Raw genomic sequence first — 26660 nt, 5'->3', positions numbered from 1 at the left:
TTTTGACCCCCGCATTGCCGCAAGCCTCCGACATCCTGGCCGCCCTCGGCCAGGCCGTGTTCGCCTGGGACATCGCTAGCGATGCCATCGTTTGGGGTGAGCAGGTCGGCGCCATCTTTCCTGGCATTCCCCCTGAACGGCTGGCCACCGGCGCCGAATTCGCCAGGCTGATCGAGCCCGCGCAATCGCTGCGGACCGCCGCGCTGGCGCAGACCTCAGCCGTGCATGGCGCCGACGGCACGCCCTACCGGATCGAGTACGGCGTGCGCATGAGCGCCACCGATCCCGTGGTCTGGATCGAGGAGACCGGCCGCTGGTTCGCCGGTCCCGATGGCCGCCCGGTGCGTGCGATCGGGTCGGTCCGCATCAACAATGAACGCCATGCCCGCGACGAGGAACTGACGAAGCTGGCCCGGCTCGATCCGCTGACCGGCGAGCTCAATCGCTCGCATCTGATCGCCGCGCTGGCCGAGGCTATCGAGGAGGCGACCCGTTTCCGCTCGACCGCGGCCTTCATGCTGGTCGGCATCGATCATCTCGCGCGTGTGAACGAGGCCTTCGGCTTCGACGTTGCCGACGCCGTGATCCTCGACGTCGCCACGCGCATTCGCGCGCGCTTGCGCGGTGGTGACGTGCTCGGCCGCTTCTCCGGCAACAAGTTCGGCCTGATCCTGAAGAATTGCACCGTCGACGACATGAACGTCGCCGCCGAGCGCTTCCTCGCCGGCATCCGCGACGAGGTGGTGCCGACCAAATCCGGGCCGGTGTCGGTCACCGCCTCGATCGGTGCGGTCAGCGTGCCGCGCTATGCCCGCAACACCGATGAAGCCGTCAATCGCGCCCACGAGACCCTGGACACGGCGAAACAACGCCGCGTTGGCTCGTTCGCAACCTGGCGCCCGGATGCCGCGCGCGACGCACAGCGCCGCGTCAACATCCGCGTCACCGACGAGATTGTCACCGCACTGAATGAGCGCCGCATCAAGCTCGCTTATGAGCCGGTGGTCGCTGCCCTCTCGCGCGAGTGCGCCTTTCACGAATGCCTGGTGCGAATGGACCAGGGCGACGGCCAGGTGCTGCTTGCGCCCGACATCGTGCCGGTCGCGGAACGGCTCGGCCTGATCCGCCTGGTCGATCACCGCGTGCTCGAGCTGGTGGTCGCCGAGCTCGCCGCCGCGCCCGACATCTGCCTCAGCCTCAACATCTCCCCGGACACCACCATGGACCCGGATTGGTGGGCCGGAATCGAATCGCTCATGCGCGCCCATCCCGGCGTCGCCGAGCGGCTGATCGTCGAGATCACCGAAACCGTCGCGATCCAGGACATCGACGACGTGCGCGGCTTCGTCACCCGGCTGAAGAATTTCGGCAGTCGCATCGCCATCGATGATTTCGGCGCCGGCTACACCTCGTTCCGCAATCTGCGCAAGCTCGGCGTCGACATCGTGAAGATCGACGGCGCGTTCGTGCAGAACATCACTCGCTCGGCCGACGACCGCGCCTTCGTGCAGACCCTGATCGACCTCGCCCGCCGCCTCGACATCAAGACGGTGGCCGAATGGGTGCAGGACGAAGAAGCTGCGAACATGCTGCGCGACTGGGGCTGCGACTACATCCAGGGCCGCCTGATCGGGCTCGCCTCAGCCGACCGCCCCTGGGGCGCGCCGCCGGACAGCGTGCTGCCCGCGGCAGGATAGGAGTCTGAGCCCGATCCCTACGCCACGCGCCGAACGGTGTTCAGGCGCTCGATGACTCGCACGACCTCCGCGGCCGGGGAGGGCTTGCCGAAATAATATCCCTGAACGGCGGTGCAGCCGCATTCGCGGACGAAGTCGAGTTGTTCAATCGTCTCGACACCCTCCGCCGTGGTCTCGACGTTGAGCACCGAGCCGAGGCTGGCGATGGTGCGGACGATCGCCATACTCTCGGGGCTTTCGCTGAGCGTGCCGACGAAGGAGCGGTCGATCTTGATGCGATCGAACGGAAACTTGCGCAAATAGCTCAGCGAAGAATAGCCGATGCCGAAATCGTCCAGGCTGACGCGCACGCCCAACGCGCGCAGCTGGTGCAGGATCTCGATCGTCGCCTCGCTGTCGTCGAGCAGCGCCGTCTCGGTGACCTCGAGCTCGAGCCGATGCGGCGGCAGGCCGGCCTCCGCAAGCGCGCTCGTGACCATTGCCACCAGCCCGCGCGAGCGGAACTGAACCGGCGACAGGTTCACCGCGACGGTGAGATCGGGCCAGGTCGCTGCGGTCGCGCAGGCCGTGCGCAGCACCCATTCGCCGATCGGAACGATCAGCCCGTTCTCTTCCGCGATCGGAATGAATTCGGCCGGCGAGACGAGGCCGCGCGAAGGATGTTTCCAGCGCAGCAGCGCCTCGAAGCCGGTAAGTTCGGTGGTGTCGAGCCGCACCTGCGGCTGGAATGCGAGGTGGAATTCACGGGCCTCCAGCGCGCCGCGCAGATCGTGCTCGAGCGCGTGCCGGCTGCGAGCCTCTTTCTCCATTTCGGGCTCGAACAGCTGATAGGCGCCGCGCCCTTTGGCCTTGGCCTGGTACAGCGCGAGGTCGGCGCATTTCATCAGCTCGTCGGCGTCGAGCCCATGATCGGGCGCGATTGCGATGCCGACCGAGACGCCGACATGCATCGACTGGTGCTCCAGCGGCGGCGGGTGACCGATGATCTCCACCAGGCGGCGTGCGAGCCTTTCCGCCGATTGCGGCTGCGGTCCGCGCTGGAGAACCGCGAACTCGTCGCCACCGAGCCGCGCGACGGTGTCGTGCTCGCCGACATTCTCCTGCAGCTGCGCCGCGACCCACCGCAACAGCCGGTCGCCGGCCGCGTGGCCGAGGCGGTCGTTGACGGTCTTGAAATTGTCGAGGTCGAAGCACAGCACGGCCATCGCGCCGCCGGCGATCGCGACCTGGTTCAGCCCCTCGCCCATCTTCTCGCGGAACAGCGTGCGATTGGGCAGGTCGGTGAGCGAATCGTGCCGCGCCATGTGCGCCACGCGGGCCTGGGCCTTGTGGCGTTCGGTGACGTCCTCATAGGTGACGACCCAGCCGCCATGCTCCATTCGCTTGTGATTGAGCTTGATGATGCGGCCGTCGCCCAAATAGCGGTGCAGCGTGTGCTCGCCCTCGCGCAGCCTCTCGACATAGTCGGCATAGAGCCGCGCGGCGGTGGTCTTTGGATGGATGCCGAGCTCGCAGCTGTGCTCCATGATCTCGCGCATGGACACACCCGGCTTCACCAATTCGGGGGACAGTCCATACATCTCGATGTAGCGCCGGTTGCAGACGATGACGCGCAAGCTCGAATCGAGCATGCACAGGCCCTGGCTCATGTTGTTCAGGGCCGCGTCGAAGCGTCGATACTGTTCGCTCAACTCCTCGACTGCGTGCTCGCGTTCGGTGATGTCCTCGTAGGTGGACACAAAACCACCTTCGGCCAGGGCGCAATAGCGCACCGAGATCGTAGTGTCGTTCGACATCCGCCGGCGTATCGGCGAGGAGTTGCGGTCTGCAATCCTTGCGCTGGCGGCTTCCAGGAGTTGTTGCGGACTATACTCGGACGAGAACGCGCCGTTTGCCATCGAGCGTTCGATCAGTTCGCCGAGATGCGTGCCTGGCTTGGCTTCCTCCGGCGACAGCCGATAGATCTTTCGGTAGGTGGTGTTGCAGACGCGCAGGCGCATGTCGCTGTCGTAGAAGGCGAGTCCGTGCGCCATGTTCTCCAGCGCCGCATCGAGCATGAAGTTCTGCTGCCTCAGCATCTCCTCGTATTGCAGCCGCTCGGTGACGTCTTCGTGCACCGTCACCCAGCCGCCGTCGGGCAGAAAACGGGAAACCACCTGCACCATCCGTCCGTCATAGCGCATCACCAGCAGGGTTTTCGTCGTCCTGGTGCGCACGTCCTCCAGCCTGGTGTCGTGGAATTCGTCGGCCGACATCCCCGGCAGGTTGCCGCGCGAAAGCCAATGATCGATGGTCGCGCCGTGCGTGACGCCCGGCTTCACGATGTCCGCGTCGAGATTGTAGAGCTTCAGGAAACGTTCGTTGCAGACGACGACACGGCTGTCGGCGTCGTACATGATCAGCCCGTGCGACATGTTGGCGAGCGCGTGCTGGCTGCGCTCAGTCTGCACGCGCAGCTCCGCCTCGACCCGGGCGAGGCGGCTGACGTCGTCGCATATCGTCATCCAGCCGCCGCCGGGAAACGGCTTCAGCTCGAGCGCCATGACGAGGCCGCTTGCAAGCGTCTGTTCAGTCCGGAACGGCTGGCCGGTTGCGATCCGCGCCATGCGCGCGGCATAAAGTGTGTCGACTTCGTCTGCGGGGATATTGCCAAGGGCCACGCTGTGGGCGAGCACGTCGCGGTAGGTCGTGCCGACCCGCACGATGTCGGCCGACATGTTGAACAGCGCAAGGTAGCGCTGATTGACCAGCACGATCCGGTTGCCGGCATCGTAGACGCAGACGCCTTGCTCCATGTGGTCGAGCGCAAGCTGGCTCAGCCCGACCAGGGCCTTCGGGCCTTGCTCGCGGCGTGCATCAAGCTCGTTGTTGCGCATCGACGTCATGGGGCGGCGGGGTCTCGGCGGGCAATAGACCTAACGCAAGGTAATTCGGTCGCCGAGGCTAGCGAAGAGGCGGGAAAATTCCCTTAAGCGCCGTAGTTTACGGAGGGTGACCAGCATCGCAGTGATGCGTGCGAATGTGGAGGGGCGTGCAGGCACGCGTCGCGCCGGTCGACCTGCGCAATTGCGCGTTAGGCCCTAATGACATCGAATGTCTGGCCCAAACGGCGCCTACGGCCCGTACAGCACGAGTTCCGTATCCGTGAGGTCGGCGAGCTGCGGCCGGTGTGGGCCTTTGAAATATTTGCGGCCGCGACGCTCGGTATAGATGCCGACGAGGCCGGGAACCGGGCCGTTGGAATCGACGGCGACCGCGATCTTGCCGAGCCGCAGCAGCAGCCGACCGATGCGGCCCGCGCATTCGGTGTATTCGGCCGCGTTGCGGCAGTAGATCAGCTTCATCGCGGGTGGCGCAATGATGCCACGGCGGATGCGCACCGGTTGCAGGATGAAGGGGAACGCTCCTTTCGGCGTGCGGCAGACGAGGCTGAGGCAATTGTAGCGCGCATGCCGCGTCAAGAGATCGGTCTCGGCATCGGAAAGCCCGTCGATCGTCTTGGCGTGCTGCGAGATGACCTCGATCTTGCTCCAGCGTGGGACGCGCGCCAGCGCAGGGACGGAAAAGAATATGCCGCGGCAATAGGCGCGAAAGCCCTGCGTCTCGATGATCGGCCAGGTCCAGGGCGCCGGGCTGATGTTGAGATAGGTGACGTCCTTGTGACGTTGCGCGATCTTGGTCAGGAGCGGGGCGTAATTGCGGTAGGCCGGGTCGACGTACCAGCTCGACAAATTGCACTGGATGGCGGTCTCGTCGCCGTCCCTTCGCGCCGTATAGATCAGCAACAGCACGCCGACCGGCGTACCATCATTGTCGAGCATGTAGCCGAAGCGCGGGTAGCCGTCCGGTACGGGTCGGAAGGCTTGCCGGCGCAGGCCCTGGATCCAGTAGCTGCGCGAGCGGCCGACGAAGCCGCGCGTCAGCAAGTCCGCGACCGCATCGACGTCGGCCTCGGTGATCTCGCGGCATCGGACCTTGGTATGGATCACGCTCGTCTTTCCCGTGGAAATGACCGGCCTCGTTCCGTTAGCGCCAGCCTTCGCCGTGGGCATCGGCCGCGATCTGCGGCTGCAGGCCCATGATCTCCCGCACCTTGGCGGGCCAGGCGGAAGGGTCGGTGCCGTGCGTGTGGAACATGGCGACAGCCAGGCGGTCCATGCCGAAAGCGACGCAGCCGGTGTGGGCCGGCTCGCCATTGGCGTCCTGGATGTCCCAGGTCGTGCCGAAATGCTCACGGTGATAATTGAAGCTCATGCAGGCGGTCGGCTGCTCTTCCGAGCGCAGCGGGATCAGCAGTTCGAACTTGAGCTGCTGCTGCTTCTGGCTCACCGCCTTCATCTGACCGACGCGGCCGAAGAACGGATCGCTCGCGTAATCGACGCGGAAGGTGAGACCGAGATCGGTCGCAATCGCCTGCGCCCGCACCATCCAGCGCTCGCGGAAATCGGCGACGTCATCGGGGCTGCCGATGCAGACATATTCCCGCATCCGGAACGATTGCAGCCGGTCGAGATGTTTTGACGGTTCACGGCGGAAGCAGTCGGCGGCGACGTCGAAGCGCAGGCCACCCTTCGGCAACTGGCCGCGGCTCGCCGCGATCGGATAGACGGGATAGCAGGCCGCCGGCGACAGCACGAGGTCTGCCGGCGAGAGCGAGCTGGTCCAGTCGCCGCCGGCATCGAAGCGGCTGACCGCGGCGTTGATCTCGCGCTCGGTGCCGTGCAGGCCGCAGACGCAACCGAGCAGGTTCGGAAAGCTCTTGAGGTAGCCGGATCTTTCCAGCTGAGACCGGCTCATCACCGGCGGGAAGCGCATCACCTCAGTGCCGGCCTCGCGATGGCTCGTGATCAGCGCGGCGAGCTTTTCGACGATGCCTTCATAAAGCGCGGTCCGGGCATAGACGCCGTCAGAGCCCATGGGGTGGAACAGCTTCTCGGCGAGATGGTCCAGCGGATCCGCGATCTGCGGCGCGGTCTCAGGCGAGTTGGGGAGAACAGCAATGTTCATGTTCGGCTTCCTGCTATCTGAAATTATTCTTATTGAACGAAGGCACGTCGGTCTCGAAAGCTCGTCAGTCCCGAAGGCCTGTCGGCACGCCGCTCATCAGGGTCGACGTCGCGGCATTGGCCAGAATGCGGTCGTTGTTGATCATGATCGGCGACGACAGCACGTCGCGCAGGTGGCGGCCCATGGTGAACTCACCGTCGTTGCGGTAGCCGGATAGTCCTGCGGTGCGCATCGCATGCATCACGGTCTCGACCGCGAGCTCGGAGGCCTGCACCTTCAGAAGCGTGATCGAAGACTGGAAGTCGAGCGAGCCGAGCGCGCGTTCGTCGTGCTCGGCGCGAGCAAAGGAGTCGATATTGGCCGATATCAGCGCCCGCAGTTTGGCCAGCGACATCTTGGCGGCGGTGAAATGCGCGGCTGCCGGGGGCATCTGTCCGCCCGAGGTGCGGGCCGCCTTGCGGACGAAGGCCTGCGCACGGGTAACGGCGGCTGCAGCGATACCAGCCCAGGCCGAGGACCAGCACAGATGTGCGAACGGCGTCATGGTCTGGGCGTGGATCTTGTCGTAGGATTCCGGGAAGACGCGGTCGGTCGGGCAGTCGACCTTCAGCTCGAAGCCGGTCGAGCAGGTGCCGCGCATGCCGAGCGTTTCCCAGCCCAGCGTCCGCTTCAGCGAATAATCGTCCCTGGCGAGCGCCAGCAGCACCTGGTCGGATGCAGAAGCGTCGGTGGCGCGGCGGGCGATGGTCACGAGGCCGTCGGCCTCGGCGCCGTAGGAGATCACGGTGGCGTCGCGCAGCAGCGAGACAGTGTCGCCGGCGACGTCGACGGCGGCGGCGCTAGCGCGGATGTTGCCGCCGTTCTGGCCTTCGGTGGTGGAGGAGGCGAGCAGCCACTGGTCGCGCGCGACCCGGCGCATCATGGTTTCCATCCAGGGAATGCCGTGACCGTGCCTGACGACGCAGGCGACCTTTGTCGTGTGCATCGCGTAGATCATCGCCGTGGAGGCGCAGGCGCGTCCGAGCGTGTAGCAGACGTCGGTGAGGTCGTGGATCGAGGCACCGAAGCCGCCGAACTCGACCGGGATCATGACGCCGAGCAGCTTCTGCTCACGCGCAACCTCGAAAGCCTTGTGGGGGAAGCGGGCATCGCGATCGACCCCGTCTGCGTCGGCAGCCGCCACGGTGGCGGTCCGGGCGGCGCGCTCAATGAGGGAGGGACCCTGCTCGAGAAAGCTCGTCTGCGTCTCGTCGACAGTGAGGACTGCTTCACGCACGTTCATACTCGTCCGCCTCCGGTTTGCCGTTCAGGATCGCCGGCATCATTCGCGATGCCGCAAGCGATCCTCCGACCATCTTTGCTTATGAGATGAGGCTACGGATTTAATTCAAATTCGTCGATGAAATAGAGGGTAAACAAAGGCCAATTCCGAACGAACAGTTAAGTTCGGGTTGTTTGCATCGCCCGGATTTCCGCGGTCGCGTTAGGGATCTGTAAGAAGCCGGAATTCCAGACAATCTGAGTCATCGTTTACTAAGAAACGCGAAGTAATGGTGGCGTCCATTGCGGGATCGGCCCGCCGTGCCCATCGTAGCCGGCAACCGGTCCGACCTTTGTCGACAGATGGGAATTTACCGATGCAGGCTTTCGATACCGAGTTGCGCAATCGCATCATCAAGCTGGTGAAGGGCATCCTCGCCCAGAACTCGCTCTCCGCTGAGGTCGCGCCGCAGGCCAAGCTCGTCGACGTCGGCCTGACCTCGATGGACATGGTCAATCTGATGCTCGGCGTCGAAGCCGAGTTCGACTTCACGATTCCGCAGTCCGAGATCACACCGGAGAACTTCCAGTCCGTCGAGACGCTGGAGCGCATGGTCGCGACCCAGCTGCAGTCGGCGGCCGCGGCATAATCAGGAGTGCTGGCGCGCATCCTCCTGACGGCACTTCCTGATCCCATCCCCCGTTCCAAAACCGATGTAAAACTGGCATAGCTTCCTCTCGGGATTGCGATGGCGCAAACGGGGTGGAGCAGGCATGGCGCAGGCGGTATTGGGCATCATCGGCGGCTCCGGCATCTACGATCTGCCGGGGCTGGAGGACGCTCGCGAAGAGGTGATCAGGAGCCCCTGGGGCGAGCCGTCGGCGCCCCTGCGGCGCGGCTCCATTGCCGGCCTGCCGATCGTGTTCCTGCCGCGCCACGACAAGGGCCACCGGCTGTCGCCGTCCGATATCAATTATCGCGCCAATATCGACATCCTCAAGCGCGCCGGCGTCACCGACCTGATCTCGCTGTCGGCCTGCGGCTCGTTCAGGGAGGAGCTGCCGCCGGGAACCTTCGTTCTCGTCGACCAGTTCGTCGATCGTACCCACAAGCGCGAGAGCTCGTTCTTCGGGAGGGGATGCGTCGCGCATGTGTCGATGGCGCACCCGGTCTCGCCGCGGCTGCGCATCCATCTTGCCACGGCGGCCGAAGCCGAGGGCATCGCGTTTGCGCGAGGCGGCACCTATGTCTGCATGGAGGGGCCGCAATTCTCGACCTATGCGGAAAGCATGACCTACAAGACGCTGGGCTATTCCGTGATCGGCATGACCAACATGCCCGAGGCGAAACTCGCGCGTGAGGCCGAGCTTTGCTACGCCACCGTTGCGATGGTGACGGATTTCGATTGCTGGCATCCCGATCACGACGCCGTCACCGTGCAGGACATCATCCGCGTTCTGAGCTCGAACGCCGACAAGGCAAAAGCGCTGGTGGCGCGGCTGGCGAAAGACTTCCCGCGCGAGCATGAGCCGTGCCCGATCGGCTCGGACCGCGCGCTCGATACCGCGCTGATCACCGCGCCCGAGGCGCGCGATCCCGAGCTCTTGAAGAAGCTCGATGCGGTGGCCGGGCGCATCCTGCGGACGTGATACGAAAGGCAGAATGCCATGAAAGTCGACGGCAAGCATTTCCGCAGCATCTGGCGTGAGCGCGACGGCTGGTCGGTCGGCGCGATCGACCAGCGCCGGCTGCCGCATGAGTTCATCGTTGCGAAGCTGACCTCATGCGAGGACGCGGCCCTCGCCATCCGCGACATGCTGGTGCGCGGTGCGCCACTGATCGGCGCGACCGCAGCTTACGGCATGGCGCTGGCGATGCGCGAGGATGCTTCCGACGCCGGGCTGAAGCGCGCCTACGACACGCTCGTGGTGGCGCGGCCGACGGCGATCAATCTTAAATGGGCCCTGGACGAGATGCGCGCGAGCCTCGCGCCGATCGATCCGCTGGAGCGCGCCGAAGCTGCCTATGCGCGCGCCGACGAGATCGCCGAGCAGGACGTCGAGATCAACCGCGGCATCGCCGGCAACGGCCTGAAACTCATCGAGGCGATCGTCGCAAGGAAGAAGCCGGGCGAGACCGTCAATGTGCTGACCCATTGCAACGCCGGCTGGCTTGCGACGGTCGATTGGGGCACGGCGACGGCGCCGATCTATCTGGCGCATGAGCGCGGCATCAAGGTCCATGTCTGGGTCGACGAGACGCGTCCGCGCAACCAGGGCGCCTCGCTCACGGCCTGGGAGCTCGGCCATCACGGCGTGGCGCATACGGTGATTCCCGACAACACCGGCGGGCATCTGATGCAGCACGGCATGGTCGATCTCGCCATCGTCGGCACCGATCGCGTTGCCGCCAATGGCGACGTCTGCAACAAGATCGGCACATATTTGAAGGCGCTCGCCGCGCACGACAACAACGTGCCGTTCTATGTCGCGCTGCCGTCGCCGACGATCGACTTCGCCGTCGATGACGGCATCCGCGACATCCCGATCGAGCAGCGCAGCGGCACGGAAGTCACCGACATGACCGGCCGCACTGCGGACGGAAGACTTGAGACCGTGCGCATCGTGCCGGAGGGCTCGCCGGTCGCGAATTATGCCTTCGACGTCACCCCGGCGCGGCTCGTCACCGGCCTCATCACCGAGCGCGGCGTGCTGAAAGCCGATCGCGCGTCACTTGCCGCGGCGTTTCCGGAGCGGATCGCAGCCGCGGCGGAGTAGCGTTCGTAGGGTGGGGCAAAGGCGCATCGCGCCGTGCCCACCATATTCATTCCGGGCCGCGCGAGCTTTGGTGGGCACGCTTCGCTTTGCCCACCCTACGGTTCACCGCCTAGCTCAGCTTCAATCCCGTCGCGGCCTCGAGCTCAGCGATCGCCTGGGCGCCGCTGGTGACCTTGATCGTCGTCATGCCCATCTCGCGGGCCGGCTTCAGATTGACGCCGAGATCGTCGAGATAGACGCAATTCTTCGGATCGACCTTCAGCGCCTCGACCATCAGCTGATAAATGCGCGGGTCGGGCTTGCGCAGGCCGATCTTGGCGGACTCGATCACATGATCAAACAGCACCATCACCTCGGCGACATAGAGTGAGCGCCCGGTCATGCTGCCGATCGCATTGGCCGGCAGATTGTTGGTAATGCAGCCGGTCTTGAATTGCGCCTTGATGCGCTTCAGCGCTTCGACCATCTCGGGGCGCAGATCCCCCTGAAGCAGCGGGAGCACATCGCGGCCGCGCACCTCTGCGCCGAGCGCCAGCGATTCCGTCGCGAACAAATGATCGAACGTGTCGATGTCGACCTCGGCGCGCTCGAACTTGGCCCATGCATTTTCCAGATGATTGGCGGCGTTGGTGCGCCGGATGATGTCGATGGGCAGGCCACGCTCTGTCTCGAACCGCGTGAACGCCTCAAACGGCGAACTCGTCAGCACGCCGCCAAAATCAAAGATCACAGCCTCGATCGTCAAGATCCCGCCCTCGTCAATTCCTTTCCAAGAGCGCTAGCATGCGCTATCGGCAAGGGCCAGTCCGAAGCCATCCCACCGCCGTCAGCGATGCCGATACCAAAGCGTGTTCCCATGAAAAAGCTTGTAACCATCATCGCAACCGCGCTGCTGCTCGCCACGCCCGCTTATGCCATCGTTGGCGGCGGTACGCCGCAGGCCGATGGCGTCGCGCGCGCCGTCGTCACGATCGTCGGCTCGCGCGGTAATTTCTGTACCGGCACCCTGGTTGCGCCAAAGCTGGTGCTCACCGTTGCCCACTGCGTGCAGCCCGGCGCGGACTACAAGATCGTCGATCGCGGCACCGACGGGCAGCCGCAGCTGCTGAATGTCCGCACCGTCGCGATCCATCCGAATTTCAACATGCAGGCGATGCAAGCGCATCGCGCTACCGCCGACCTGGCGCTTCTGCAATTGGAAATTCCACTCAAGGGAAAATCGACGGTGCCGGTCGGTGCGCCGAATATTCCGATCCAGGTCGGCAGCCGCTTCGTCATCGCCGGTATTGGCGTCACCGTGCGTGGCGACGGCAAGAGTGGCGGCGCGACGCGTGTTGCCGGCCTCGTCGCGACGGGGCAGCCCGGCACGCTCCAGATCAGGCTGGTCGACCCCGTAACCAACGGTGTTCGCGACGGAATTGGGGCTTGCACCGGTGATTCCGGCGGTCCCGTGTTCGAGGACAAGCCGACCGGAGCCGTGCTCGTCGGCGTCATCAGTTGGTCCACGGGGCCGAACGGAGCCGCCGGCTGCGGCGGGCTGACCGGCGTCACGCCGCTCACGCTCTATCGCGACTGGATCTTGCAGACCGCGCGGATCTGGGGTGCGGCGCTGTGATTTGACCGCGCCCTGATCTATGTCATCTTGAAGCGGAAGCGCGATGGGCAACCACGTCCGTCGCGGAGGAAACGCGCCGCCCAATCAAGGGCGGGCACAAAAACAAGCAAGGCATAGAAGCAACAATGAATGTCGCTGTTCGCAGTCACGCCACGGCCAAACAAGCTTCTGAACATTTCGACGTGCTGATCGTCGGTGCCGGTATCTCGGGTATCGGTAGCGCCTATCACATGACCAAGCAGCTTCCGGGTGCGAGCTTCGTCATCCTGGAAACGCAGGCGACGTTCGGCGGCACATGGACCACGCACCGCTATCCCGGAATTCGTTCGGACAGCGACCTCCACACCTTCGGTTATAGCTTCAAGCCCTGGGTCGGGCCGCCGATCGCGACCGCCGACGAAATCCTCGCCTACATGAAGGAGGTGATCGACGAAAACGATATCGCGCGGCATATCCGCTACAAGCACAAGATCAATTCGGCGAGCTGGTCGAGCGAACAGAACCTCTGGACCATCGCGGCGGTGACGATCGACACCGGCGAGCCGAAAACTTTCACGGCGAACTTCCTCTGGATGTGCCAAGGCTATTACCGCCATTCGGAAGGCTATACGCCGGAATGGAAGGGCACGGATCGCTTCAAGGGCCGAATCGTTCATCCGCAGACCTGGCCCGATGATATCGACCTCGCGAACAAGAAGGTCGTCGTGATCGGCTCCGGCGCGACGGCGGCGACGCTGGTGCCGAATATCGTCGACAAATGCGCGCATGTCACAATGCTGCAGCGGTCGCCCACCTATTTCCGTCTCGGGCGCAACGCCATCGAGATCGCGGAGGAGCTGCGCCGGCTTCAGATCGACGAGGCCTGGATCCACGAGATCGTCCGCCGCAAGATCCTGTTCGAGCAGGACGCGTTCACCAAGCTTTGCTTGTCAAAACCCGAGCAGGTGAAGCAAGAGCTGATCGGGCAGATCAGCGCGGTGCTCGGTCCGGAGTACGATGTCGACACACATTTCACGCCGAGCTACCGGCCCTGGCGGCAGCGCATCGCCTTCGTGCCCGATGCCGATCTGTTCAAGGGCATCGCCAGCGGCAAGGCGTCTGTCGTCACCGACGAGATCGAATGTTTCGTCGAGAACGGTATCCAGCTCAAATCCGGCAAGCTGCTGGAAGCTGACATCATCGTCACCGCGACCGGCTTCAATCTCGCGGCGCTCGGCGACATCGCCTTCGAGATCGACGGCAAGCCGCTCGCTTTCGGCGACACCGTCACCTATCGCGGCATGATGTTCACGGGCGTGCCGAACATGGTCTGGGTGTTCGGCTATTTCCGCGCCAGCTGGACGCTGCGCGTCGACCTCGTCGCCGACTTCGTCTGCCGCCTGCTCGGTCACATGAAGTCCAAAGGCAAGAAGAAGGTCGAGGTCAAGTTGCGCGCCGAAGACCACAACATGCCGATCCTGCCCTGGATCGATCCGGAAAACTTCAACCCCGGCTACATGATGCGCAACATGGACCTGCTGCCCAAGCGCGGCGACAAACCGGAATGGCAGCACAGCCAGGATTACTGGACCGAAAAGGACGAGATCCCGAAGACGGATCTGGATGGCGGGGAGTTCGTGTACGGGTGAGGCGCGGCAGGCGACGCTACAAACTTCTCCGTCGTCCTGGCGAAAGCCAGGACCATCACCCCAGGGAGAAGTTGCGGCGCGAGCTTGTCATCAAGAGTCTTCGCCATACGACGTACCGTGGTAATGGGTCCTGGATCGGCGCTCCGCTTCGCTGCGCTTGTCCAGGACGACGGCGGTGGGGGGGTCAGGAATTCCTTCTTGTTGCATTCGTTGCAATCGCCGCAGCCGCAGTCCGGTTCTCGACCCCAAGCTTGGAGTAGATCTGCTCGAGATGCTTGTCGACCGTGCGCGGGCTCAAGCCCAAGATCTGCGCGATGTCGCGGTTGGTCTTGCCCTTGCTGAGCCAGGCCAGCACCTCGCCTTCGCGGGTGGTGAGGCCAAGCTCGCTGGTGAATTCGGGTGGCGGCGCGGTGCCGGACTCCCTGGACAGCCGCAGCAGGAACTCGTTCGGCGCGGTCTCGCCCATGTAGTACAACCGGAGTTGAGGATTGTCGGGCAGGGACGCGGCCTGAGACTTCGAGCTGCCCTTGCCCTTGGCCTGCTCCAGCCATTGCAGCAATGATACCGGCAGGACGAAATCGTCGTCGGCCTGCGCGCCGTGGTGGTCCGCCAGCAGCTTCTGCGCCTGCGGGGTCGCCCACAATAATTTGCCCTGGCGGTTGACCGCGAACAGGAATCGGCCCGAGACGTCGAGCGCAGCGCGTGCGCTTTGCGTCAGCCGCGCATTGCCGAGATGAACGCGGATGCGCGCCAGCATCTCCTCGATCACGATCGGCTTCGTCACGTAGTCGACGCCGCCGGCCTCCAGCCCGCGCACGATGTGCTCGGTCTCGGCGAGCCCCGTCATGAAGATCACCGGGACATTGGCAAGGCCCGCATCACGCTTGAGGCGGCGGCAGGTCTCGAACCCGTCCATGCCCGGCATCACCGCGTCGAGCAGCACGATGTCAGGCGTGATCTGGTCGACGATGCGCATCGCGGCCGCGCCGTCGAGCGCCACCATCACCGTCATCCCGGCGCTGTCGAGCGCGTCGGTGAGCAGCCGCAGCGTCTCCGGGGAGTCGTCGACAACGAGCGCGACGTCGCGCTTTTTCGACTCAGTGCTCATACGCATGCAACGTCTTCAATGTGGCCATGTACTGGTCGAGATCGAAGCGGTCGATCAGCGACCGCATTTCCGCGACGAAGTCGGCATGTTCAGGGTGCTCGCTGCCGATCTCGTCCAGCTTCAACTGGATAGCCTTGACGTAGCCGATCTGACCAAGCCCGATCAGCGCCTCGATGTGTTGGACAGGCGGCCGCGAGCCGCTTTCGGGCCGCCACAGCGGCACGGCGATCTCCTCCGAGCCGTATTGCCATTCGATCTTCAGAAGCTGGCGGATGCTTTCCAAAAGCTTGGGAATGTCGATCGGCTTCATCAGATAACCGTCGTGGAAAGGCTGTGCCAGCGGTGTGCCGTGGGCCTCGAGCGCGCTGGCCGACACCATCAGGATCCGCGCCTGATGGTGGCCGCTGGCGCGTAGCGTCTCCGCGACCGTCCAGCCATCCATGCCAGGCATGGAGATGTCGAGCAGGAACAGATCGGGCCGGCAGTGCTGGGCCAGTGCCAGGCAACCAGGTCCGTCGGGCGCGCTGAGCAGGATGAAGCCGAGTGGTGTCAACACCTCGCGCAGGAGGTCGCGATGCACGGGATCGTCGTCGGTAATGAGGATGGTCTTGCGCGTGCCGTGATAGCCGGAGATCGGGGCCTCCACCGGCGCAATGCGCTGCGGATTGGTGACTTCCGAGAGCAGCATCTTGACCTTGAACGTGCTGCCGCTGCCGACCGTGCTCAAGACCTTGATGTCGCCGCCCATGACGCCGGCGAGCAGCCGGCTGATGGTCAAGCCCAGTCCGGTGCCGGTCTGTGGCTGCGAGACACCGAGCGCGCCGCGCTCGAACGGTGCGAAGATGCGTTCGAGATCGTCGCCCTGGATGCCGGGGCCGGTGTCGATCACCTCGAACTCCGCGACCGGGCTGCGATAGTGCACCACGAACTGCACACTGCCGGTCTGGGTGAATTTGATCGCGTTGGACAGCAGATTGATCAGCACCTGGCGCAGCCGCTTTTCGTCGGCATAGACCACGATCGGTAAATGCGCCGGACGCCTGAACACGAAGTCGATGCTCTTGGCGGCGGCCTGAAGGCGGAACATGCCGACGAGCTGGTCGAGGAATTCGGTCAAGCGCACCTCGTCGCGCGACAGGTACAGCCGCCCCGCCTCGATCTTGGAGATGTCCAGAATGCCGTCGATCAGGCCGGAGAGGTGATCGGCGCTGCGGCGGACGACGCGGACCTGGTCGCGCGGCTTGGTGTTGAGCGTGGTGTCCTGCTCCAGGAGTTGGGCATAGCCGCTGATCGCATTGAGCGGCGAGCGCAGCTCGTGGCTCAGGCCCACCACGTAGCGGCTCTTGGCGAGGTTGGCGGATTCGGCGATTTCCTTGGCGCGCTGGAGCTCTGCGTCGGTGCGCTTGTGGGCATCGATCTCCTGGATCAGCAGCGTGGTCTGGCGCCGGGTCTCGGCCTCGGCGGCCCGTCGGCTCTGCTGCGCCAGCACGAACAGCCAAGCCACGACCCCGATGATGATGCTGAGCGAGAAGAACACCTTCCAGAGCACGTTGGAGACGAGCATGTTCTCGCCTGGCACGCTGACCGAGGTCTGGAGGTAGATCAGCCCCAGCACCAGCGCGACGAGGCCCGCGGAGACCACGAACACACCGATGTAGTGGCCGAACTGCGAATTGATCCGCTGATAGATCGACTGCGGCAGGATCCTGGCGAGCGCGTCGGCGAACTGCACCTGCGCCCGCGCATGCGGTTTGCACAAATCATGGCAGCGCGCGTCGAGCGAGCAGCATAGCGAGCAGATCGGGCCGGCATAGGCAGGACAGGAGGTCATGTCCTCCGGCTCGAAATGGTGCTCGCAGATGCAGCACTGGATCGATTCGATATTGGCCCAGCTCCTCTTCGGCTTGCGCGCGATGTAGTATTTACCGTCAGTGAGCCAGGCGATGACGGGCGCGGTGACGAAGGCGACCGTCAGCGCGACGAAGGCCGCGAGCGCTTTCATGGTCGAGCCGAACAGGCCGTAGAATGCCGCGATCGAGACGATGGTCGCGATCGTCATCGCGCCGACGCCGACCGGGTTAATGTCGTAGAGATGGGCGCGCTTGAACTCCATCTGCGGTGGGCGCAGGCCGAGCGGCTTGTTGACCACGAGATCGGACACCAGCGCCCCGACCCAGGCGATCGCGACATTGGAGTAGAGCGCGAGCGTCTGCTCCAAGGCCTTGTAGACGCCGATCTCCATCAGCAGCAGCGCCACCATCACGTTGAACACCAGCCAGACGACCCGGCCGGGATGGCTATGTGTCAGACGCGAGAAGAAGTTCGACCAGGCGATCGAGCCTGCATAGGCGTTGGTGACGTTGATCTTGAGCTGCGACAGGATCACGAACGCGCCGGTGAGTGCCAGGGCCATGTCCGGCTGCGACAGCACGTAGCGAAACGCTTCGAGATACATGTGCGCCGGCTCGGCCGCCAGCTCGCTGGAGAGACCGTGGCTCAGCGCGAAGAAGGCGAGAAACGAGCCCAGCAGCAATTTCAGCGCGCCGAAGATGATCCAGCCGGGGCCCGCGATCAGCAGGGCGGCCCACCACGACGTTCGCGAGGTGCGGCGGTCGCGCGGCAGGAACCTGAGGAAGTCGACCTGCTCGCCGATCTGGGCCACCAGCGAAAACACCACGGAAGATGCGACACCGAACAGCAGCAGATCGAAATGTCCGCTGGGGTCGCCGTGCTCGCCGGCGAATTTCCGCCACTCCGTGAATGAGTAAGGATTGGCCCAGGCGATCGCCGCGAAGGGCAGGATGTGCAGGATGATCCAGATCGGCTGCGTCCAGAGCTGGAAGCGGCTGATCAGCGTGATGCCGTAGGTGACAAGCGGGATGATTGCGACGGCGCTGATGAGATAGCCGATCGGGCGCGGAATGCCGAAGCACATCTCGAGCGCCGTGGCCAGGATCACCGCTTCGATCGCGAAGAAGATGAAGGTGAAGGAGGCGTAGATGAGCGAGGTGACGGTCGAGCCGATATAACCAAAGCCGGCGCCGCGGGTGAGCAGGTCAATGTCGATGCCGCATTTGGCGGCATAATAGGCAATCGGAACGCCGCAGCAGAAGATGATGGCGGAGACGACGAGGATCGCGGCGGTGGCGTTGGTAACACCGTAGTTCAGGGTGATGGTGCCGCCGATCGCCTCCAGAGCGAGAAAGGAGATGGCGCCCAGTGCGGTGTTGGCGACGCGGGCGGCGGACCACCGGCGCGCGCTCTTGGCGGTGAAGCGCAGCGCGTAGTCTTCCAGCGTCTGGTTGGCGACCCATTGGTTGTACTGGCGCCTGACGCGATCTATCCGCTGCCGCCCTGCCACTTAACCCCCACTCCCGAACTCCCGCATCCCTCGCAAAACCTGTACCAAAAGCCTACGTCGTCATTTTGCGGTGCAGTATACGCGATCTTGCGTATGCTTGCAGTGCACAAATTCGAGCCATCCTCACGGCACCAATCGCGTGTCCTCGAACAACAGTGGGGTGCTCATGTCAGACGAAGCGAACAAGGGCCTGTTATCGCCGCTCCGGCGCAAATTATTGATGGGAATGGCGGCCGTGCCGGCCATCACCCTGCTACCGCGAGCATCTTTTGCGCAGGCCCCGGCGACCTCGGCGGTCAATACCACGGGTCTCGCGGTCACCGACACCGAGGTGACGGTCGGCATCCTGCATTCGGCGACCGGCACCATGGCGATCTCCGAGACCGGCTCGATCGAAGCCGAAAAGCTCGCCATCGAGCAGATCAACGCCATGGGCGGCGTGCTCGGGCGCAAGATCAAGTTCATCCAGGAAGACGGCGCCAGCGATTGGCCGACCTTTGCCGAAAAGGCCAAGAAATTGCTGGTCAACGACAAGGTCGCGGCGATCATGGGCTGCTGGACCTCGGCGTCCCGCAAGGCCGTGCTGCCGGTCATGGAGCAGTACAACGGCATGCTCTATTACCCGACCTTCTATGAAGGTCTCGAGCAGTCCAAGAACGTGATCTACACCGGCCAGGAAGCCACTCAGCAGATCCTCGCCGGCCTGAATTGGATCGCCAAGGAGAAGGGTGCGAAGTCGTTCTTCTTCATCGGCTCCGACTACATCTGGCCGCGCACCTCGAACAAGATCGCGCGCAAGCATGTCGAGAACGTGCTGAAGGGCAAGGTTGTCGGCGAAGAGTATTATCCGCTCGGCAATACCCAATTCAATTCGGTCATCAACAAGATCAAGCTGACCAAGCCCGACGTGATCTTCACCGACGTTGTCGGCGGCTCGAACGTCGCGTTCTACAAGCAGCTCAAGGCCGCCGGCATCGACCTCTCCAAGCAGGCGCTGCTGACGATCTCGGTGACGGAAGACGAGATCGACGGCATCGGCGGCGAGAACATCGCGGGCGCCTATGCCTGCATGAAGTACTTCCAGTCGCTCGACAATCCCAACAACAAGACCTTCGTCCCGGCGTTCAAGAAGATGTGGGGCGAGAAGACCGTGATCGGAGACGTCACCCAGGCTGCCTATCTCGGCCCGTGGCTGTGGAAGTTGACAGTGGAGAAGGCGGGCTCCTTCGACATCGACAAGATCGCGGCGGCGTCGCCAGGCATCGAGTTCAAGGGCGCTCCGGAAGGCTATGTGCGCATCCACGAAAATCATCACCTCTGGTCGAAGACCCGGGTGGGGCGCGCCAAGCTCGATGGCCAGTTCGAGCTGATCTACGAGACCGCCGATCTGGTCGAGCCGGATCCGTTCCCCAAGGGTTACCAGTAAGACCAGAGCTACCAGTCAGTCACGGCGTTCGCCGCCGTTTCCCTCTCAGGCAAACCCTCTCCCTGGCGTGGACCGCAAATCCACGCCCAAGACCCCCGCGTCGCGAACCTGCTCGCGACGCGGGACCCTTTCCCGACGGAGGACATCGATGTTCGGCGACTACTCGCTTGGTGACCTTGGCTCCATCTTCGTCATGCAGGGCTTTGCAGGACTGATCCTGTTCTCCGTCTACGTCCTGATGGCGCTCGGTCTTGCGATCATCTTCGGCCAGATGGGCGTCATCAACATGGCCCATGGCGAGTTCATGATCCTTGGGGCCTACGTCACCTGGATGACCTCGAGTTTCTTCCAATCCTATTTGCCGAGCCTGTTCAGCGGCTACTTCTTCCTCGCGATGATCCTGGCCTTTATCGCATCCGGTGCGTTGGGGATGCTGGTGGAATGGGTGCTGATACGGCATCTCTACAAGCGCCCGCTCGACACGCTGCTTGCGACCTGGGGCCTCAGCCTGATCCTGCAACAGGCCTATCGCTCCGTGTTCGGCGCGCGCGAGGTCGGCGTCGAGCTGCCGCAATGGATGCTTGGCTCGCTGCACGTAACCGACAGCATCGAAGTGCCGATCAACGGCGTCTTCGTGATGTGCCTCACCGTCCTGATCACCGTCGGTGTTGCCTACGTGATGTACAAATCGCGCTGGGGTCGGCAGGTGCGCGCCGTCGTGCAGAACCGCATCATGGCCGGTGCCGTCGGCATCAACACCGAAAAGGTGGATCGCTACACTTTCGGCCTCGGTTGCGGCATTGCCGGTGTCGCCGGGAGCGCCTTCACCATGATCGGCTCGACCGGGCCGACCTCCGGACAGCTTTACATCGTCGATACGTTCCTGGTGGTCGTGTTCGGCGGCGCGGCAAGCCTGCTCGGCACCATCGCATCGGCCTTCTCGATCTCGCAGACCCAATCCACCCTCGAGTTCTTCCTGTCGGGCTCGATGGCCAAGGTGCTGACGCTGCTTGCCGTTGTCGGAATCCTGATGCTGCGGCCGCAGGGTCTCTTCGCCCTCAAGGTCCGCAAATAACAAGAAGCAGGCAAGTCATGGTCATCAACTCACGCTTCTTCAATCGATCCGAGCTCATGGGCTTCCTCGTGCTGGCCGTTGTGCTGTTCGTGATCCTGCCGCTCTCGCTGGATGTGTTCCGTCTCAACCTCGTCGCAAAATATCTGACCTACGCCTTCGTCGCGCTCGGTCTCGTGCTGTGCTGGGGCTACGGCGGCATTCTCAGTCTGGGGCAAGGCGTGTTCTTCGGCCTCGGCGGCTATTGCATGGCGATGTTCCTCAAGCTGGAGGCCTCCAGCGTCGAGAATACCAAGATCCAGTCGACGCCAGGCATCCCGGACTTCATGGACTGGAATCAGATCACGTCACTGCCACTGTTCTGGCAACCGTTTCACAGTCTCACCTTCACCATCCTCGCCATCATCCTGGTCCCCGGCATCTTCGCGCTGATCATCGGCACTGCGATGTTCAAGCGCCGCGTCGGCGGCACCTACTTTGCCATCATCACCCAGGCGGTGGCGGCCATCCTCACCATCCTGATCGTGGGCCAGCAGGGCTACACCGGCGGCATCAACGGCATGACCGACCTGCGCACCCTCAAGGGTTGGGACATAAGGCCCGACCACGCCAAGGTCATCCTGTACTTCGTCGAAGTGGTGCTGCTGTTCGCCTGCATCGGCATCGCGCAGTTCATACGCCTGACCAAGCTCGGCCGCATCCTGGTGGCGATGCGCGAACAGGAGGACCGCGTCCGCTTCTCCGGCTACAGCGTCGCCAACTTCAAGATCTTTGCGTTCTGCATGGCCGCGGTCTTCGCCGCGATCGGCGGGGCCATGTTCGCACTCAATGTCGGTTTCATGTCCCCGTCCTTTGTCGGCATCGTGCCGTCGATCGAGATGGTGATCTACACCGCGGTCGGCGGACGGATGTCGATCTTCGGCGCGATATGGGGAGCCATTCTGGTGAATTTCGCCAAGACCAGCCTGTCGGAGTCCTTCCCGCAACTCTGGCTGTTCGGTCTCGGCGCGCTGTTCATCGCCGTCGTGCTCGCTTTCCCGAACGGCCTGTCGGGGCTCTGGGCCGACTATGTGCAGCCGCGCATCGACCGCCTGTTCACCTCGCGCAAGAAGCCGGGCTGGAGCGACAATTCGGTTGCCGATGGCGCACCGGCAGAGTGAGGAGACCATCATGCTTGTTGGACATCAGCCGAAGGAATTCCTGCTCGCGGTCTCCGGACTGACCGTTTCCTTCGACGGCTTCAAGGCCGTCAACGATCTCTCGTTTTACGTCGAGGAGAACGAGATCCGCGTCATCATCGGCCCCAACGGGGCCGGCAAAACGACGGTGCTCGACCTGATCTGCGGCAAGACCAAAGCGACCGAAGGCTCGATCCAGTTTCGCGGCACCGAGCTGACCAAGCTCAAGGAGAACGAGATCGTCAAGGCCGGCGTCGGCCGCAAGTTCCAGACGCCGTCGGTGTTCGAAGACCTCACCGTGTTCGAGAATCTCGAGATTTCGTTTCCGCGCGGCCGCACCGTGTTCGGCTCGCTCACCTTCCAGCGCGACCAGCCGGTGAAGTCACGCGTCGCGGAGGTCGCCGAGATGATCTTCCTCAAGGACAAGCTCAACACCTATGCCTCTGAGCTCAGCCATGGCCAGAAGCAATGGCTCGAGATCGGCATGCTGCTGATCCAGGACCCGGACCTGCTGATGCTGGACGAACCCGTCGCCGGCATGAGCGTGTCCGAGCGCGCCAAGACCGCCGAGCTGCTCAACCGCATCATCAAGAACCGCTCGGTGCTGGTGATCGAGCACGACATGAAGTTCGTCGAGGACATCGCGCACAAGGTCACCGTGCTTCACCAGGGCCAGATCCTCTCGGAAGGGACCATGGATAAGGTGAAGAACGACCCCAAGGTCATTGAAGTCTATCTGGGGCACTGAGATATGACGAATTCGGGCCAGTCTGTTGCGGCAATGACAGTGCACCTCTCCCCCTGTGGAAGAGGTCGGATCGCGCAAGCGATCCGGGTGAGGGGTATCTCTCCGCAGCTCAAACTGCCTCTCGCCTTCGCGGACGCAGACCCCTCATCCGTCGCGGACTTCGTCCGCGCCACCTTCTCCCACAAGGGGAGAAGGGAGAAAGTTCACGGCAGAGCGGCCTCACCAGAATTCATGCTGATTTAGGGAGCGATCATGCTGGCAATTTCCGATCTTCACGTCGCCTATGGCCAGAGCGAGGTGCTGCACGGGCTCAACGTCAAGGTCGCGCCCAACGAGATCGTGGCGATCATGGGCCGCAACGGCATGGGCAAGACCACGCTCATGAAATCGCTGATGGGCATCCTGCCGGCGAAGAGCGGCTCGGTGACCATGGACGGCGCCGAGCTTGGTGCCTTGCCGAGCTACGCGCGCGTCGCCAAGGGCCTCGCCTATGTGCCGCAGGGCCGCATGATCTTCTCCACCATGACGGTGAAGGAGAACATCGAGACTGGCCTCGTTGTCTCCGGCGGAACCGAGGTGCCCGGTGACATCTACGAACTGTTTCCGGTGCTGCTGGAGATGAAGGACCGCCGTGGCGGCAATCTCTCCGGTGGCCAGCAGCAACAACTCGCGATCGCACGCGCGCTGGCGACCAAGCCAAAAGTTCTGCTGCTGGACGAGCCGACCGAAGGCATCCAACCGTCGATCATCAAGGAGATGGCGCGCACGCTCAAGCGCATCCGCGACGAGAAGGGGCTTTCGATCGTCGTGTCCGAGCAGGTCCTGAGCTTCGCGCTCGATATCGCCGACCGTGTGCTGGTGATCGAGAACGGCGAAATCGTCCGCGACGATCCGCGCGACGCCGTCGATGCCGCGCAGGTCTCGAAATATCTGTCCGTCTAACCAACCGTGTAAAAGGGGAGCCTCTCGATGCCAGAGACACTGATCAAGGTCGATCTCACCAAGTCGGCCTATGAAAATGACATGGTGCATAACCGCTGGCACCCCGACATTCCGATCGTAGCCTGGGTCAATCCCGGCGACGACTTCATCATCGAGACTTATGACTGGACCGGCGGTTTCATCAAGAACAACGATTCCGCGGACGACGTCCGCGACATCGATCTGTCGATCGTGCACTTCCTCTCCGGCCCGATCGGCGTCAAGGGCGCCGAGCCCGGCGACCTCCTCGTCGTGGACCTGCTCGACGTCGGTCCGATGAAGGAGAGCATGTGGGGCTTCAACGGCTTCTTCTCCAAGCAGAACGGCGGCGGCTTCCTCACCGATCATTTCCCGCTGGCGCAGAAGTCGATCTGGGACATCAAGGGCCTCTACACCTCGTCGCGGCATATTCCGGGCGTCAACTTCGCCGGCCTGATCCATCCCGGCCTGATCGGCTGTCTGCCCGATCCGAAGATGCTGGACACCTGGAACAAGCGCGAGGCCGAGCTGATAGCGACCAATCCGACTCGTGTGCCCGGCCTTGCCAATCCACCGTTCGCGCCGACCGCTCATGGCGGCCGCGCCAAGGGCGAGGTCAAGGACAAGATCGGCGCGGAAGGCGCGCGCACCGTGCCGCCGCGCGAGCATGGCGGCAATTGCGACATCAAGGATCTCTCGCGCGGCTCGAAGATCTACTTCCCGGTCTATGTGCCCGGCGCCGGTCTCTCGATGGGCGATCTGCACTTCAGCCAGGGCGACGGCGAGATCACCTTCTGCGGTGCGATCGAGATGGCCGGCTGGCTGCATCTGAAGGTCGAGGTGATCAAGGACGGCATGGCGAAGTACGGTGTCAAGAATCCGATCTTCAAGCCGTCGCCGATCACGCCGAACTACAAGGACTATCTGATCTTCGAAGGCATCTCGGTCGACGAAGCCGGCAAGCAGCACTATCTCGACGTCACCATCGCCTATCGCCAGGCCTGCCTGAATGCGATCGAGTACCTGAAGAAGTTCGGCTACTCCGGCGCCCAGGCCTATTCGATCCTTGGCACCGCACCGGTTCAGGGCCACATCTCCGGCGTGGTCGACGTGCCCAACGCCTGCGCCACATTATGGCTGCCGACGGAAATTTTCGACTTCGACGTGATGCCGTCCTCGGCGGGTCCGATCAAGCACATCAAGGGCGATATCCAGATGCCGATATCGCCGGACAAGTAATCCCTGCGCGACGGGATGCGGGACGGCGTAGCTGTCGCCCCGCATCCTTCGCCGGAACTCTCTCACAGACAACAGCGTAGGAATGATGCGATGCCGGTCTATGAATATCTCTGTGACGATTGCGGTCCGTTCAAGGATCTGCGCCCGATGGCCGAATGCGACGATCCGCAGGTTTGTCCGCAATGTGAAATCATGGCGCCGCGCGTCATTCTGACCGCCCCGAACTTCTTCTGCATGCCGTCGGAGACGCGCAAGGCTCACGCCGTCAATGAGCGCAGCACGCACGCGCCGCAGACGCTGGCGCAATACAAGGCCTCGCATGGCCCCGGCTGCGGCTGCTGCTCGACGGGAAGAAACTCCTCGGACATGAACTCATCGGACAAGAAAAAGCCGGCGCGGCTGGTGACCAAGACCAGGAGCGGCGCGAAGGGTTTCCCGACCGCGCGGCCCTGGATGATCAGTCACTGATTCATGCGGCAATCTCAAACAGAGTAGAGGAGCAATTCAAATGCTTCACGGTGACATCTCCAGCAGCAACGACACCGTCGGCGTCGCGGTGGTCAACTACAAGATGCCGCGCCTGCACACCAAGGCCGAGGTGCTCGACAACGCCCGCAAGATCGCCGACATGGTGGTGGGCATGAAGACCGGCCTTCCCGGCATGGACCTGGTGATTTTCCCGGAATACTCCACCCAGGGCATCATGTACGACTCCAAGGAGATGTATGAGACCGCTTGCGCGGTCCCCGGTGAAGAGACCGCGATTTTTGCGGAGGCTTGCCGCAAGGCCAAGGTCTGGGGCGTGTTCTCGCTCACGGGCGAACGCCACGAGGAGCATCCGAACAAGGCGCCCTACAACACCCTGATCCTGATGAACGACAAGGGCGAGATCGTGCAGAAGTACCGCAAGATCATGCCGTGGGTGCCAATCGAGGGCTGGTATCCCGGCAACTGCACCTATGTCTCCGACGGCCCGAAGGGGATGAAGGTCAGCCTGATCATCTGCGACGACGGCAACTTCCCGGAGATCTGGCGAGACTGCGCCATGAAGGGGGCCGAATTGATTGTACGCTGCCAGGGCTACATGTATCCGGCCAAGGAGCAGCAGATCCTGATTTCGAAGGCCATGGCGTGGGCCAACAACGTCTATGTCGCGGTCGCCAACGCCGCCGGCTTCGACGGGGTCTATTCCTACTTCGGTCACTCCGCGATCATCGGCTTCGACGGCCGCACCCTCGGCGAGTGCGGCGAGGAAGACTACGGCATTCAATATGCCCAGTTGTCGAAGCATCTGATCCGCGATGCGCGCCGCAACGGCCAATCGCAGAACCATCTCTACAAGCTCGTCCATCGCGGCTACACCGGCATGATCAATTCCGGCGAAAGCCCGCGCGGCGTAGCGGCCTGTCCCTATGATTTCTACAGGAACTGGATCGCGGATCCCGAAGGCACAAGGGACATGGTCGAAGCGATGACGCGCGCGACGCCCGGGACCGCCGAATGCCCGATCGACGGCATCCCGAATGAAGCGGGACCGAGCAACTACTGAGCCATGGCTGCATCAACCACACGGTCCTACGCCG

21 protein-coding genes are annotated in these 26660 nt (G+C 63.4%); 14 read left to right on the top strand and 7 right to left on the bottom strand.

The annotated features are described in order from the left end of the window. The first annotated feature begins 2 nt into the window (after positions 1 to 2). Entirely contained in the window at positions 3 to 1697 is a 1695-nt protein-coding gene (locus BRA1253DRAFT_RS22410) for a GGDEF domain-containing phosphodiesterase (protein WP_007598103.1), read from the top strand. Positions 1698 to 1714: 17 nt separating this feature from the next. On the opposite strand, the gene BRA1253DRAFT_RS22405 is transcribed toward BRA1253DRAFT_RS22410, so the two are convergent. The 4 genes from BRA1253DRAFT_RS22405 to BRA1253DRAFT_RS22390 form a co-directional block, all read right to left on the bottom strand. Continuing rightward, a complete protein-coding gene (locus BRA1253DRAFT_RS22405) occupies positions 1715 to 4582 on the bottom strand; it encodes a PAS-domain containing protein (protein WP_007598099.1) in 2868 nt (955 codons plus the stop codon). Between the two features lie 228 nt (positions 4583 to 4810). Beyond that, positions 4811 to 5686, bottom strand: a complete 876-nt coding sequence (locus BRA1253DRAFT_RS22400; protein ID WP_088941075.1) for an acyl-CoA acyltransferase — start codon at positions 5684 to 5686, stop codon at positions 4811 to 4813. 37 nt (positions 5687 to 5723) lie between these two features. Beyond that, positions 5724 to 6704, bottom strand: coding sequence for an amino acid--[acyl-carrier-protein] ligase (locus BRA1253DRAFT_RS22395; protein WP_007598089.1), 981 nt, complete (start codon positions 6702 to 6704; stop codon positions 5724 to 5726). 64 nt (positions 6705 to 6768) lie between these two features. After that, positions 6769 to 7986, bottom strand: coding sequence for an acyl-CoA dehydrogenase family protein (locus BRA1253DRAFT_RS22390; RefSeq protein ID WP_007598088.1), 1218 nt, complete (start codon positions 7984 to 7986; stop codon positions 6769 to 6771). Positions 7987 to 8341: 355 nt separating this feature from the next. On the opposite strand from BRA1253DRAFT_RS22390, the gene BRA1253DRAFT_RS22385 reads away from it, so the two are divergent. The 3 genes from BRA1253DRAFT_RS22385 to mtnA all read left to right on the top strand — a co-directional run bounded on the left by BRA1253DRAFT_RS22385 (position 8342) and on the right by mtnA (position 10742). Further along, positions 8342 to 8614, top strand: coding sequence for a phosphopantetheine-binding protein (locus tag BRA1253DRAFT_RS22385; protein WP_007598087.1), 273 nt, complete (start codon positions 8342 to 8344; stop codon positions 8612 to 8614). Positions 8615 to 8738: 124 nt separating this feature from the next. After that, positions 8739 to 9614 (top strand): S-methyl-5'-thioadenosine phosphorylase, encoded by an 876-nt coding sequence (locus BRA1253DRAFT_RS22380; protein WP_007598086.1) that lies wholly within the window; start codon positions 8739 to 8741, stop codon positions 9612 to 9614. 18 nt (positions 9615 to 9632) lie between these two features. Further along, positions 9633 to 10742, top strand: coding sequence for an S-methyl-5-thioribose-1-phosphate isomerase (gene mtnA / locus BRA1253DRAFT_RS22375; protein WP_007598085.1), 1110 nt, complete (start codon positions 9633 to 9635; stop codon positions 10740 to 10742). Between the two features lie 109 nt (positions 10743 to 10851). Here the strand turns inward: mtnA and BRA1253DRAFT_RS22370 are convergent, their stop codons facing one another. Then, positions 10852 to 11487: an HAD-IA family hydrolase gene (locus tag BRA1253DRAFT_RS22370; protein ID WP_007598084.1), complete on the bottom strand. Its 636-nt coding sequence runs from the start codon at positions 11485 to 11487 to the stop codon at positions 10852 to 10854. A 111-nt stretch (positions 11488 to 11598) separates the two neighbouring features. On the opposite strand from BRA1253DRAFT_RS22370, the gene BRA1253DRAFT_RS22365 reads away from it, so the two are divergent. Together BRA1253DRAFT_RS22365 and BRA1253DRAFT_RS22360 are read left to right on the top strand one after the other, a co-directional pair. Then, positions 11599 to 12357 carry a trypsin-like serine protease gene (locus tag BRA1253DRAFT_RS22365; RefSeq protein ID WP_007598083.1) on the top strand — a complete coding sequence of 253 codons (759 nt, stop codon included), beginning with the start codon at positions 11599 to 11601 and terminating at the stop codon, positions 12355 to 12357. Positions 12358 to 12482: 125 nt separating this feature from the next. Next, complete coding sequence (locus BRA1253DRAFT_RS22360) at positions 12483 to 13985, top strand: NAD(P)/FAD-dependent oxidoreductase (RefSeq protein ID WP_007598082.1); 1503 nt, start codon at positions 12483 to 12485, stop codon at positions 13983 to 13985. 184 nt (positions 13986 to 14169) lie between these two features. Here BRA1253DRAFT_RS22360 and BRA1253DRAFT_RS22355 read toward each other — a convergent pair whose 3' ends face one another. Both BRA1253DRAFT_RS22355 and BRA1253DRAFT_RS22350 read right to left on the bottom strand, forming a co-directional pair. After that, complete coding sequence (locus BRA1253DRAFT_RS22355) at positions 14170 to 15099, bottom strand: response regulator (RefSeq protein ID WP_007598081.1); 930 nt, start codon at positions 15097 to 15099, stop codon at positions 14170 to 14172. Next, positions 15083 to 18454, bottom strand: a complete 3372-nt coding sequence (locus BRA1253DRAFT_RS22350; RefSeq protein ID WP_007598080.1) for an ATP-binding protein — start codon at positions 18452 to 18454, stop codon at positions 15083 to 15085. Before BRA1253DRAFT_RS22350 ends, BRA1253DRAFT_RS22355 begins: the two co-directional genes overlap by 17 nt. Positions 18455 to 18620: 166 nt before the next feature. Between BRA1253DRAFT_RS22350 and urtA the strand changes: the two genes are divergently transcribed. The 8 genes from urtA (at position 18621) to BRA1253DRAFT_RS22305 (ending at position 26626) form a co-directional block, all read left to right on the top strand. Next, on the top strand, positions 18621 to 19880 hold the full coding sequence (gene urtA / locus BRA1253DRAFT_RS22345; protein ID WP_007598079.1) for an urea ABC transporter substrate-binding protein: 1260 nt from the start codon (positions 18621 to 18623) through the stop codon (positions 19878 to 19880). Between the two features lie 148 nt (positions 19881 to 20028). Then, the gene (gene urtB / locus BRA1253DRAFT_RS22340) at positions 20029 to 20955 is read left to right on the top strand and encodes an urea ABC transporter permease subunit UrtB (RefSeq protein WP_007598078.1); all 927 of its coding nucleotides are present in this window, start codon (positions 20029 to 20031) and stop codon (positions 20953 to 20955) included. A 17-nt stretch (positions 20956 to 20972) separates the two neighbouring features. Then, complete coding sequence (gene urtC, locus BRA1253DRAFT_RS22335) at positions 20973 to 22112, top strand: urea ABC transporter permease subunit UrtC (RefSeq protein WP_007598077.1); 1140 nt, start codon at positions 20973 to 20975, stop codon at positions 22110 to 22112. A gap of 10 nt (positions 22113 to 22122) precedes the next feature. Further along, complete coding sequence (gene urtD, locus BRA1253DRAFT_RS22330) at positions 22123 to 22878, top strand: urea ABC transporter ATP-binding protein UrtD (RefSeq protein ID WP_007598075.1); 756 nt, start codon at positions 22123 to 22125, stop codon at positions 22876 to 22878. A gap of 252 nt (positions 22879 to 23130) precedes the next feature. Further along, positions 23131 to 23820 (top strand): urea ABC transporter ATP-binding subunit UrtE, encoded by a 690-nt coding sequence (gene urtE / locus BRA1253DRAFT_RS22320; protein WP_007598073.1) that lies wholly within the window; start codon positions 23131 to 23133, stop codon positions 23818 to 23820. Between the two features lie 27 nt (positions 23821 to 23847). Beyond that, entirely contained in the window at positions 23848 to 25077 is a 1230-nt protein-coding gene (gene fmdA, locus BRA1253DRAFT_RS22315; protein ID WP_007598072.1) for a formamidase, read from the top strand. 90 nt (positions 25078 to 25167) lie between these two features. Beyond that, positions 25168 to 25545: a zinc ribbon domain-containing protein gene (locus BRA1253DRAFT_RS22310; RefSeq protein ID WP_007598070.1), complete on the top strand. Its 378-nt coding sequence runs from the start codon at positions 25168 to 25170 to the stop codon at positions 25543 to 25545. A gap of 40 nt (positions 25546 to 25585) precedes the next feature. Beyond that, the gene (locus tag BRA1253DRAFT_RS22305) at positions 25586 to 26626 is read left to right on the top strand and encodes an aliphatic amidase (RefSeq protein ID WP_007598069.1); all 1041 of its coding nucleotides are present in this window, start codon (positions 25586 to 25588) and stop codon (positions 26624 to 26626) included. The last annotated feature ends 34 nt before the right edge of the window (positions 26627 to 26660 follow it).

Source organism: Bradyrhizobium sp. WSM1253 (assembly GCF_000244935.1).
GTDB classification, from domain to species: domain Bacteria; phylum Pseudomonadota; class Alphaproteobacteria; order Rhizobiales; family Xanthobacteraceae; genus Bradyrhizobium; species Bradyrhizobium canariense.
This window is presented reverse-complemented; position numbering and strand designations above follow the sequence as displayed.